Annotated in this window: 9 protein-coding genes and 4 pseudogenes; 8 read left to right on the forward strand and 5 right to left on the reverse strand. The window is 55.5% G+C overall.

Annotated elements, in window-relative coordinates; all coding sequences use genetic code 11:
• Positions 1-80: 80 nt before the first annotated feature.
• The gene (locus ACZ2IA_RS22270) at positions 81-1202 is read left to right on the forward strand and encodes a DmpA family aminopeptidase (protein WP_470294783.1); all 1122 of its coding nucleotides are present in this window, start codon (positions 81-83) and stop codon (positions 1200-1202) included.
• Positions 1203-1780: 578 nt separating this feature from the next.
• Here the strand turns inward: ACZ2IA_RS22270 and ACZ2IA_RS22275 are convergent.
• The 3 genes from ACZ2IA_RS22275 to ACZ2IA_RS22285 form a co-directional block, all read right to left on the reverse strand.
• Positions 1781-2617 carry a spermine/spermidine synthase domain-containing protein gene (locus ACZ2IA_RS22275; protein WP_470294784.1) on the reverse strand — a complete coding sequence of 279 codons (837 nt, stop codon included), beginning with the start codon at positions 2615-2617 and terminating at the stop codon, positions 1781-1783.
• A 292-nt stretch (positions 2618-2909) separates the two neighbouring features.
• Positions 2910-3362 carry a GNAT family N-acetyltransferase gene (locus tag ACZ2IA_RS22280; protein WP_470294785.1) on the reverse strand — a complete coding sequence of 151 codons (453 nt, stop codon included), beginning with the start codon at positions 3360-3362 and terminating at the stop codon, positions 2910-2912.
• A gap of 9 nt (positions 3363-3371) precedes the next feature.
• On the reverse strand, positions 3372-3551 hold the full coding sequence (locus ACZ2IA_RS22285) for a ribbon-helix-helix protein (protein ID WP_470294786.1): 180 nt from the start codon (positions 3549-3551) through the stop codon (positions 3372-3374).
• Positions 3552-3904: 353 nt separating this feature from the next.
• Here ACZ2IA_RS22285 and ACZ2IA_RS22290 point away from each other — a divergent pair, with 353 nt between their 5' ends.
• Positions 3905-4102: a ribbon-helix-helix protein gene (locus ACZ2IA_RS22290; protein WP_470294787.1), complete on the forward strand. Its 198-nt coding sequence runs from the start codon at positions 3905-3907 to the stop codon at positions 4100-4102.
• A 515-nt stretch (positions 4103-4617) separates the two neighbouring features.
• A complete protein-coding gene (locus ACZ2IA_RS22295; RefSeq protein ID WP_470294788.1) occupies positions 4618-4959 on the forward strand; it encodes a zinc ribbon domain-containing protein YjdM in 342 nt (113 codons plus the stop codon).
• A gap of 145 nt (positions 4960-5104) precedes the next feature.
• Here the strand turns inward: ACZ2IA_RS22295 and ACZ2IA_RS22300 are convergent.
• Positions 5105-5307: pseudogene (locus ACZ2IA_RS22300) on the reverse strand (cold-shock protein).
• 179 nt (positions 5308-5486) lie between these two features.
• On the opposite strand from ACZ2IA_RS22300, the gene ACZ2IA_RS22305 reads away from it, so the two are divergent.
• Together ACZ2IA_RS22305 and ACZ2IA_RS22310 are read left to right on the forward strand one after the other, a co-directional pair.
• The gene (locus tag ACZ2IA_RS22305; protein ID WP_470294789.1) at positions 5487-5840 is read left to right on the forward strand and encodes a YkgJ family cysteine cluster protein; all 354 of its coding nucleotides are present in this window, start codon (positions 5487-5489) and stop codon (positions 5838-5840) included.
• A 342-nt stretch (positions 5841-6182) separates the two neighbouring features.
• The gene (locus tag ACZ2IA_RS22310) at positions 6183-6371 is read left to right on the forward strand and encodes a ribbon-helix-helix protein (protein WP_470294790.1); all 189 of its coding nucleotides are present in this window, start codon (positions 6183-6185) and stop codon (positions 6369-6371) included.
• On the opposite strand, the gene ACZ2IA_RS22315 is transcribed toward ACZ2IA_RS22310, so the two are convergent.
• Positions 6368-8107 (reverse strand): SulP family inorganic anion transporter, encoded by a 1740-nt coding sequence (locus ACZ2IA_RS22315; RefSeq protein WP_470294791.1) that lies wholly within the window; start codon positions 8105-8107, stop codon positions 6368-6370. The genes ACZ2IA_RS22310 and ACZ2IA_RS22315 overlap by 4 nt on opposite strands.
• Before the next feature lie 360 nt (positions 8108-8467).
• On the opposite strand from ACZ2IA_RS22315, the pseudogene ACZ2IA_RS22320 reads away from it, so the two are divergent.
• The 3 pseudogenes from ACZ2IA_RS22320 to ACZ2IA_RS22330 form a co-directional block, all read left to right on the forward strand.
• Positions 8468-8641 (forward strand): annotated as a pseudogene (locus ACZ2IA_RS22320) (PAS domain S-box protein); the annotation flags it as partial.
• 113 nt (positions 8642-8754) lie between these two features.
• Positions 8755-9954: pseudogene (locus ACZ2IA_RS22325) on the forward strand (PAS domain S-box protein); the annotation flags it as partial.
• Between the two features lie 57 nt (positions 9955-10011).
• Positions 10012-10275, forward strand: a pseudogene (locus ACZ2IA_RS22330) (methyl-accepting chemotaxis protein); the annotation flags it as partial.
• Between the last annotated feature and the right edge of the window lie 386 nt (positions 10276-10661).

The following is a 10661-nucleotide window of genomic DNA, read 5'->3' on the forward strand; positions in this document are numbered from 1 at the left end:
GGCCGCTGCGCGGGCGGCCTCCATGCCTGGTCAAAATTCAACGAGCACGGCTGGTCAAAATTCAGTGAGCGCCAACAAGCATGACAATACGAGCAAGAGACATCGGCATCCAAATCGGCCTGGGGCGGCCTGGGCCGGCCAATGCCATCACCGACGTGGCCGGCGTCAGGGTGGGGCACTGTACTTTACGGCGCAACTTGGAGGACGGCCGCCACGTGCGTACTGGCGTGACCGTGGTGGAACCCCGGCCCGGCCTTGCGCGACTTTCCCCATGTTTTGCGGGTGTGCATGTGTTGAATGGCAATGGCGATGCCACCGGTCTGGAGTGGATTCGCGAGGCTGGTCTGCTAACCAGTCCGGTGGCGATGACCAACACCCATAGCGTGGGCATCGTGCGCGACAGTCTGATCGCCCTGGAACGCGAGCAGCAGCCGAACTCGGATGCCATGTACTGGAGCATGCCAGTGGTGATGGAAACCTTCGATGGTGTGCTCAACGATATCAACGGCTTCCATGTACGTCCGGAGCATGTCCGTACCGCATTGGAAACCGCCGCGTCTGGCTCCGTGGCGGAGGGAAGCGTGGGCGGCGGCACCGGCATGATTTGCCACGAGTTCAAGGGCGGCATCGGCACCGCATCGCGAGTGCTCGAGGCGGAGCAGGGGGGCTGGACGGTCGGGGCGCTGGTCCAGGCCAACCATGGTCAACGTCCATCGCTTCTGATCGAAGGCTACCCGGTCGGGCGGGGGCTGGGGCGCCAAGGGTTGCCCAGCCCTTTCGGCGCGCGCGACCTGCTGTATCCCGGCATGGGCTCCATCGTGGTCACGCTTGCCACCGATGCACCGTTGCTGCCGCACCAGTGCACCCGCCTGGCGCAGCGGGCCTCCATCGGCATTGCCCGTACTGGCGGCGGTACCGAGGACGCCAGCGGCGATATTTTCCTGGCCTTCGCCACCGGTAACACCGGTCTGGCGCCTGCCGATTACGCCAAACGCGGCGCCAGTACCCAGACCGTGGCCATGGTCAACAACGACTACCTGACGCCGTTGTTCCAAGCCGCGGCCGAGGCCGTGGAGGAGGCGATCGTAAATGCCTTGCTGGTCGCAGGAGCGGAGGTTGTGGAACACGGCCAAGGCGTTACTGGCCTGCAGGCGCAAGTGCTGCTTGCGGCGCTGACGGAGTGTGGTTGGCGTGCACGCTAGTCAGTGATCATGACTGTGCGTCTGTAGCCAAGGCGACGAGCCTGAAGAAGCTCGCCGCCTTGGCTTTTTTAAAGCGCCTAGCCGAATGAATCGCCTCTGGTTCACAAGCATATTGGAGCCGTTGGTGGATTGCCCAATGAGGCTCACGAGGTATCTAGGAAAGCGGGGGCGATTCATCCCCACTGAAGTGTTGCTAGTGGCAGCACCTGTCGTACACGCGTGCAGAGTGGAGGAAGCTGCAAAAGAAATCTTTAGACTTACCAGCATGCCATGTTGGCGCTTCGTATCGGAGGTGAGCGGGAGAGACTGGCCGTGTACCTGTTTGAACTAGCTCATGACCAGAGCAATGACTTGAGCGCACAGACAAGACGTTTACTTATCTCGGCGCAGATCCATGTCGTCAGAACATCTGAGCTTGCATAGGAAGAGACTTGTTCGTGTCGAATCTTATATGTATTGAAACAATATTCGTCATGTGTGAGGTATATTGCCCCATCACGAGAAAACCACCAGCATTCATTGCTCAAGCAATGAATGCCAGTGAATTGCCTAGGTGGCGGTCCGCCTGTAAATTGCGCTTATGGCCGGTTAATCTTCGAAGATACTTGATGACCATGTTTCTGTAGATGAGACAAGAAATAGTTGTCCCGGCGACTTGTCAGCAACTTACGCGCCGTGTTTTGCAGTTGAATAGAGTGACATCCCTCTAAATAACGAGCCTGAGCTAGCAGCTGCTTCTCTGAGAAGCTCATGCCGCTCCCCTTGATTGCAAAAACAACCTTGTTGCTGCAGTCTTCCGAGGTGACGACGATTACCTTATCATTGAAGCTCTTGCAAATACGGGAAACATAGGTCTCAATTTTTTGATCGCTATTGCACATGTTTACGACCATAATTCCTTGTTTGCCCAGTGCGGCATGGCAATCATCATAAAAGCGTTGAGTACATAGCGATGGTGCTTGGCCGGAAATATCAAAACCATCCACCATCAATATGTCGATTTCCCTTGATGACTTGGCGATAAAATCAGCCCCATCTCCACGGCTGATACGAAAACGCTCATCGTCTGCGGGAATCGAAAATTCATCCCTAAGTCCAATAACGTCAAGGTTGATTTCGATAACAGTAATATCAGTATCTGGTAGATAACGATGGCAATATTTTGCCAGTGAGCCACCACCCAGCCCAATCAAGCAGATGTGTCTAGGCTTCGGGTTGAATAGTAAGCAGCCCATCATCGTACGCGTATACCCCAATACCAGACTGTCCGGCTGTTCGGGATCCATGCGGCTCTGCACGGTGGAGATGTCGAAGCAGAGGGAGAGCATGCCGCCCTCTTCATAGATGAAGGGCTTCCCGGTGTAACTACCGGAAAGAAAGTCGTTTAATCGGTGAGAGGGAGGAAAGTGACTCATGGTGCATTCGGCTTACTTCGTAAATAGTACAGGACCGACTTCTGTTTCTGGGGCTAGACGGACTTTGGTGTAAAACCGAGAGCGCCATCGAGAATTGCCTGTCTAAGCTCTTCGATTTTTGTGGACGATCCTTGCACTACCAACTCGACCTCTTCGGTGCGCTCTCGCACTAGCCAGTAAGACAAACCCATTCGACGACAAAGAGAGTTCAGCAGCACTGTCCACTGTTCGTCAGGGCGGTAACCAACAATCCGCAACGATTCGGTTACATGGGATTGCGGCGGCTTCGACGTCATGAAGCCCACCGCTTTGCACGTCGGGGCAGATCGGCACTGAACACCATGACGCCCTCTCGTTTTACCCACTGTTGATCGAGCCAAAATAGGCTGTGACCGGCCTCCTTATGCTCGATATGAGCATGCATTTTGTGTATATCAAGAGAGGCCAGCTGTTCTTTTACTTTCGCCAATAAAGCCGAGCAGACGCCCAAATGACGGCTAGAGGGAGCAACCTCAAGGTGGTATAGGTAGCCATGCCAGCCATCATGCCCGCAGAACACGGCACCGATCACCGAGTCGTCTATCTGAGCAACCCAACAGAGGGTCGGATTGCGAGACAGTAAGCGCCACAACTCCACTCCACTTATCCATGGGCCTTGCTCGTTGTTCTCAGGGCTTGCCCTGAGTGCAAGACAAGCATCAATGTCACCGATGGTCATGGCGCGTAGTGAAATACCGGCGTTCATTCGTGCTCCTTATGCTTCCGCAAAATCCTGTTCCCTCCATGTCTCACCCAGCCGGCATTCAATGTAGTCGCGCATCATCCGGCGGATAACTTGGGATGGCGTCATGTCGGCCTCGACACACAGCCGCTCGAAGGCGGCTTTCTGTTTTGGGTCTACAAGGACGGACAGCCGTGAGGTTCGATGTTCCATGCAAGACCCCAAAACATTAACATAGTATGTTAATCATGTATGTGTTTATAGATCATACCATGCCCATAGAATGTTCGTGAGTCGAATTTGCACAGGGGCATCTTGCAGGCGACGTCCATAAGGAACTGCCAGTGCTGGCGCGCTGTTCGGTGGCTTTGCCGCGACGAGTGCATTCCCTCGCCGCAGCACGGAGGTAGCTGCCAAGCTTGTTCAAGGACTAGCTAACCCAACACCCTGTCGAGCCCCGGGGTTTCCACGTCAAAGTGGAGCGACCTAGCGTCGACACCGGCAGCTGAAATGTGAGCCAAATACACATATAATGTGTGTATTTCAAGCTAAGAGCCTTGCTGGATATGGAAACTAAAACCGCCCGCCTGACGGTACTCATCGATCCGATCAAGAAAAAAGCCTTTGAGGAACTGTGCGCCTCACAAGACCTCACTCCATCTCAAGTTGTTCGTCAGTTGGTCCGTGACTACCTCGAGCGGCATGAAGTTGAATACGCGACCAAGAGCCGATTCAGCCCAGTCAAATCAGGTGAGACGAAGTGACACGACCTAGTCCCAAAAGGAGGGCGTGTCCGATTGCTTAATACGGGTGGACCTGCGGCTGACCTGAACCCTGCTCGCAGGGCGCAGTGTCAACTCAGGCGCCAGTCTGTTCGTGCGGTCCGAGGGGCATCCATGAATGCGACTCGGCATGGCCGAACGTAGAACGGTGGCTTTAGAACCAGACCGTGTGCAAATCGCTCGCGTGTTGTGGAACGTGATCAACGCACGAAGCCAAGAGGGTCTAGATTGAGTCCTCAGCACTGCCCCCTGACATAGATGCGTTCTGTTTAGTTAGATCGTTGTGGGCACCCAGCCTGGGTAGCAAGCAACCATAACAGGATGGATGACTGCGATGCGCCCTTTTCGATTCGGTTTAGCAAAGCCCAGTCGAGTAAAAGCAGGGAAAAAGAATTTTTAAAGGCGATTAACCGCAGCAAATTTGAAAGAAAGGTGACGAAGACATTCGTCAGTCAATCTCTCTTATCTTAGTTAAATCATCAGGAATAGGATGCAGCATGAGCAGTTTGCCAAAATGTCCCAAGTGCAACTCAGAATACACTTACGAAGACGGAAATATGTACATTTGCCCGGAATGCGCGCATGAGTGGGGAAAAGATGCCGCCGGAGAGAACGACGATCAAAAGCGTGTCGTGCGTGATGCGCATGGCAATGTGCTTCAGGACGGTGATGCGGTCACGGTTATCAAAGATCTGAAAGTAAAGGGTTCCTCATTGGTCGTTAAAGTAGGAACCAAAGTCAAAAACATCCGCCTTGTCGAAGGCGATCATGATATTGACTGCAAAATTGATGGCATTGGTGCCATGCAGTTGAAATCAGAATTTGTAAAAAAGGCCTAGTTGCAGACTTCATCGAAATCACTGCTGATTAGATGGCAACGCATGGCAGGTCGACGGTCCTCACGGCCCCCGACCTGAGCCCGAACATAGCTTGAGAACAAAAACCCGGCATACGCCGGGTTTCTTAAGATCCGCATCGTCTTGATTACAGTGGCTGGATATTCGATGCCTGTTTGCCTTTCGGGCCGGTGATCACGTCGAAGCTCACCCTCTGGCCATCTTGCAGCGACTTGAAACCATTCGCGTTGATCGCAGAGAAGTGCGCGAACAGGTCTTCGCCCCCTTCATCCGGCGTAATGAAGCCAAAACCTTTGCATCGTTGAACCACTTAACGGTACCTGTTGCCATTGCGTTATTGTCCTGTAGTTAAGATGAGCAAGTGCTCAGGGCAGATGATAGTCAATCGCCATTGGTCACTCAATCTATACCGACTTGACCATCCTCGCTTAACCTCTTAGCCCTTGGCCCACCTGCCGAGATACACGAGTGCCAGTAAAATGGAGCACTCACACGGAGGAAGACATCCCATGACGCCAACCAGTCAAAAAATCCGGTTCTTCCGAGAACGGATTCCGTCGTTCGAGTGCCAGCCCGGCTGTCACGACTGCTGTGGACCGGTGACCACTTCCACCGAAGAGATGGCAAGACTCCCGGTCAAGAGCGAGGAGGAACATGAAGTGGCACTGGCCAATCTGAGCTGCCCCCACCTCGGCACCAGGGGATGTGAAGTCTACTCAGAACGCCCACTGATCTGTCGCCTGTTCGGAACGACGCCACGGCTGGCCTGCCCGAATGGCAAGCGGCCCGAGGTGATGATCGATCCGCAAATAGAGCAGCAGATCCACCAGTTTTTTTCCGAGACACGCCAAGTGCTGGTCTGACGGTAGATCAACGCCGGCTGTCTGATGGGGACCATCATCAGTTGCGAAGGTAATGAACCGGCGCGGCTTAATCAAACCTAGCAGCAGACGGGCCGCGCCACGCTGGTACCCGCTATGCCTGTTCCGGCAAGTGACCAGCGCTTCCGGTCTCCATGAACGAAGGTGATTATCAGGCTGTTCTGGCTCTCAGGCGAATCCGCCTGTTGCTCAGGCATCGAGGCACGGCATGCGTCCGCGAATAGTTGGCACGTCAACGGCGGCTTCCGTACAGAAGTTAAGTGCGCCCCATGTCTCAATGCACATATAATGCATATCTGATTAACAGATTCAGTCTGATTCGCCATGGAAAGCAAAACTGCCCGTCTCACGCTGCTGATCGATCCCGAGAAGAAGAAGGCCTTCGAAGCGCTGTGCGCGGCTCGGGATCTGACGCCGTCCCAGGTCGTTCGTCAGTTGATCCGGGAGTATCTGGAGCTGCACGGGGTGGAATACGCCACCAAGAGCAAGATCGGTCGGGCCAAATCCGCCTAGCGGTCTTCGCGATCGTGGAAGAACCGCTGGCTGGTCTTAAGCACGTTCTGTGCAGAGTCGCTCAACCGGTGCGGATGCTCACCGTCTTCGTGGCTGGCCTGATCGGCCCGGGCGAGTACCGCCGAGAATTCGTGTGCGTAGTCCCCGTCCGCTAGCAGTGCCAGAATCCCCGCCTTGTCGAGCTTGCCGCGCACGCGGTGATTGGCCTCGCACAGCATCACGCGCACGCCGCGCTTCTCAAGCTTACCGATCACTTCCTCCAGCATTTGCAGGCCGGTGATATCCATGAACGGCACCCGCCGTAGCCGCAGGATCAGAATGTGCGGGTCGGTATGGGTCTGCAGCAAGGCCCGTTCGAAGTTTTCGACCGCGCCGAAGAAGAATGGCCCGTCGATCTCGTAGACCAGCACCCCCTTCGGCAGGCCGAACAGGCCCTGGTTGAAGAGCTCCGTCTTCAGCTCCCGCTCGCTGAGCTGTTGTACGTCGACGGCGCTGGCCATGCGGCGGAAGAACTGCAGGATCGCCAGGGTCACGCCGATGTTCACGGCCAACACCAGGTCGGTGAAGACAGTCAGCAGGAAGGTGATCAGTAAGATGGCCACGTCGGCGCGGGGCGCGCGGCGCACCATGCGGGCGAAGTGCCGCAGCTCGCTCATGTTGTACGCGACCACGAACAGGATGGCCGACAGCGCCGCCAGCGGAATGTTCATCGCCAACGGCGCGAGAAACAGCAAGATGGCCAGCAGCGTCAGCGTGTGGGTGATGCCCGCCAGCGGGCTGGTGCCGCCGTTGCGGATGTTGGTGGCGGTGCGGGCGAGCGCACCCGTCGCGGCGAAGCCGCCGAACAGCGGCGTCACGATATTCGCCAGACCCTGGCCGATGAGCTCCTGGTTGGAGTCATGCTTGGTGCCGGCCATGCCGTCCGCCACCACGGCCGACAACAGCGACTCGATCGCCCCCAGCATCGCAATCGCGAACGCCGGGCCGATCAGCTCGATCACCTGCACCACCGTCACCGACGGCAGGCCAAGGGTGGGCAGGCCCTGTGGAATGCCGCCGAAGGCGCTGCCTATCGTGGCGATGCCCCGAAACTGGAAGATCGATTGCACCACGGTGGCGACCACCATCGCGACCAAGGGGCCCGGCACCCGCTGCAAGCCCCGGATCCGGGACGAAAACACCACCAACAGCAGGCTCACCACGGCGAGGCCGGTGGTGGCAGGGTGCAGTTGTGTAAGCGCCTGGATCAGGTGCCACAGCTTCTCGTGAAAGTGTGCGCCGACCACGCGGGGCAAGCCGAAGAAGTCCTTCCATTGGCCGACGAAGATGATCACGCCGATGCCCGCGGTGAAGCCGACGATGACCGGAGCGGGGATGAACTTGATCACGCCCCCCATCCGGGCCATCCCCATCAGGACGAGCATGAAGCCCGCCATCAGTGTGGCGATCTGCAAGCCGCCGATGCCGTATTTCGCCGTCACCCCCGACAGGATCGCGATGAAGGCCCCGGTCGGGCCGGCGATCTGCACCCGGCTGCCACCCAGGACGGACACCATCAGGCCGCCAAGGATGGCGGTGTAGAGGCCTTGCTCCGGCCGTGCTCCTGAGGCGATCGCGAAGGCCATCGAAAGCGGCAGCGCGACCACCCCGACGACGATCCCCGCCACGATGTTTGGCAATAGTGCCTGCCGACCAAACAAACCGGCGCGCTTAGCTTCCAATAATGTGATCACCATCCATCCCCGGCTTATCTCTTGCAACCTTACATTTTATGCGTGTCCTATGTTTTAGCAATTATTATTTTATTATCATAGAATGTGAATGAAATAATAATTTCATCGCAATAAATAGCTAATGGGTAGAAAAATAACTCAATATCTTGTTGTGGCGACCTAAAAAAACATTGCCATAATATTTAAGCAAATATTTTCTTGCTTTGTATGCTTTTCAATTTCTATTGATTCTTGACTTATTTCATACGATAAAAGGTCTGCTGGCTTATGGTGCTTTAAGCATTCAACATAATGCTTCTTAAGATACAGCAAAATAATAAAAATGATAACCATTACCAAAATAGCTACTGCAATGGAGAAAACATGTCTGGGGAAGGCAGCCTTTTAAATCGCTTGTTCGGGGTGAGTTCTGCCAAGGCGACGCAATCGGTTCTGGAGCAGGCCATCGATGCCGTCGTGAGCATCGATCAACACAACAACGTAACCTTCTTTAATACGGCCGCCGAAAGGCTGTGGGGGTACCGGCGGGACGAAGTGCTCGGTCGGGACGTCAAGATGCTGGTCCCGCAGGCCATCCAGCCGGATCACGACCGCTTGGTCAACGCCACCGTACTTCGGGTCACAATAAGATTGTTGGAACCAGCCGGGATGTGGAGATCGAACGCAAGGATGGCAGCAAGGTATGGGGGAGTCTGTCACTGTCCAAGGTGCAACTGGGCAAGCAGGTCACCTATACCGCCTTCGTACGGGACATTTCCATCGAACGCGAAGCGCGCGAGATCATCAACCAGACGCTGGAGCAGGCGCTCGACGCGGTTATCACCATCGACGATCGGAATAACATCACCTTCTTCAATCGCGCCGCCGAGCAGTTCTGGGGGTACGCACGCCAGGAGGTGCTCGGCCAGAACGTGAAAATGCTGGTCCCGCAAGGCATCCAGGCGGTCCATGACGGTTACGTCAATGCCAACCGAACATCCGGCGTGGACAAGATCATCGGCACCAGCAGAGAGGTTCAGGTCGAGCGGAAGGATGGCAGCAAAGTCTGGGGCAGCTTGTCACTATCCAAGGTCCAGGTCGGCGGCAAGATCATCTACACCGCCTTCGTGAAGGACATCACCCGCGAACGCGAAGTCCGCGAGGTCATTAATCAGACAATGGAGCAAGCCATCGATGCCGTCGTCTCGATCGATACCCAGAACAATGTAACATTCTTCAATGCGGCAGCAGAAAGGCTCTGGGGTTATGAGCGCAGCGAGGTGTTGGGCCGTAATGTGAAGATGCTGGTGCCCCATGCCATTCAGTCCTTGCACGACGGCTTTGTGAACGTCAACCGGCATACTGGCGTGGACAAGATCGTCGGCTCCAGCCGCGAAGTCCAGATTGAACGCAAGGATGGCCGAATGGTATGGGGTAGCCTCTCGCTGTCCAAGGTGAGGGTGGGCGAACAGACGACCTACACCGCGTTCGTGAAGGACATCACCAGCGAGCGTGATGCCCGCGAGATGATGAACCAGACCCTTGAACAGGCGATCGATGCGGTGGTGACGATCGACGAGAATAATCAGGTCACGTTCTTCAATGCGGCCGCCGAGAAGCTGTGGGGCTACAGTCGTGACGAGGTCATCGGACAGAACGTGAAGATGCTAGTACCCCAGGCGATCCAACACAATCACGATCATCTTGTGAATGCCAACCGCACCACCGGCCAAGACAAGATCGTCGGGACAAACCGGGAGGTGCCGATCGAACGCAAGGACGGCAGCAAGGTCTGGGGGATGCTGTCACTGTCGAAGATTCGCCTGGACGGCAAGATCGCCTACACCGCCTTCGTCAAGAACGTCCAAGCCGAACATGAAGCGCATGACACGACCAACACGGCGATGACCTCCGTCCTGGCGTCCAGTGATCAGATTAGTCAGATCGTCGCGGTGATCGATGGGATCGCGACACAAACCAACCTGCTGTCGCTGAATGCGGCTATTGAGGCGGCTCGCGCTGGAGATACGGGGAGAGGCTTTGCGGTGGTGGCGGACGAAGTACGGAAATTGGCCACCCGCTCCGCAACCTCCGCCAACGAAATCGGCGGTCTCGTCGAGGAAACCAAAGAGCGTATTCACGAACTGGCCCGATCACTTCATCTTGGAAACTCCCTGCACCAGAAGAAATAATCTCATCTCGGACGATCATCTGGGCCCGTGCTGCAGGAAACTTGCCACCGCTCTCGAAGGAATAGTGAATCCGAGACGATTCAATAGTCATGAATATGTTTCTGATAGAAATTTCGATGGTTAGCCAATGGCTGGAAAATTATCTATTGTCATTAATATAGTAAAATCAGTGGTTTATTTGTGTTTTTGTTTGGTTGGTGGCGGTTTTAGTGATTTGCTTTATCAGCCGCTATTGACGACGTTTGGCCGGATCGATATAGTTCGCCCCCTTGCTGCTGACACAGCGAAACGAAGCCAGTCAGCCGCAACGCTCTTTAACAGAACGAACAACCGATAGGTGTGAGTGCCTGGTCTGATCAGGTGCTCATGCCGCAAGCTTCGAAGAG

The sequence above is a fragment of the Crenobacter sp. CS_VA4 genome, from assembly GCF_055597485.1.

What these genes read in the sequence shown, in the direction of transcription:
- ACZ2IA_RS22280 (WP_470294785.1), bottom strand. Translation starts at nt 3,362, where the DNA reads ATGAACGCCGGTATTTCACTACGCGCCATGACCATCGGTGACATTGAT.
- ACZ2IA_RS22270 (WP_470294783.1), top strand. Translation starts at nt 81, where the DNA reads ATGACAATACGAGCAAGAGACATCGGCATCCAAATCGGCCTGGGGCGG.
- ACZ2IA_RS22315 (WP_470294791.1), bottom strand. Translation starts at nt 8,107, where the DNA reads ATGGTGATCACATTATTGGAAGCTAAGCGCGCCGGTTTGTTTGGTCGG.
- ACZ2IA_RS22275 (WP_470294784.1), bottom strand. Translation starts at nt 2,617, where the DNA reads ATGAGTCACTTTCCTCCCTCTCACCGATTAAACGACTTTCTTTCCGGT.
- ACZ2IA_RS22310 (WP_470294790.1), top strand. Translation starts at nt 6,183, where the DNA reads ATGGAAAGCAAAACTGCCCGTCTCACGCTGCTGATCGATCCCGAGAAG.
- ACZ2IA_RS22285 (WP_470294786.1), bottom strand. Translation starts at nt 3,551, where the DNA reads ATGGAACATCGAACCTCACGGCTGTCCGTCCTTGTAGACCCAAAACAG.
- ACZ2IA_RS22290 (WP_470294787.1), top strand. Translation starts at nt 3,905, where the DNA reads ATGGAAACTAAAACCGCCCGCCTGACGGTACTCATCGATCCGATCAAG.
- ACZ2IA_RS22295 (WP_470294788.1), top strand. Translation starts at nt 4,618, where the DNA reads ATGAGCAGTTTGCCAAAATGTCCCAAGTGCAACTCAGAATACACTTAC.
- ACZ2IA_RS22305 (WP_470294789.1), top strand. Translation starts at nt 5,487, where the DNA reads ATGACGCCAACCAGTCAAAAAATCCGGTTCTTCCGAGAACGGATTCCG.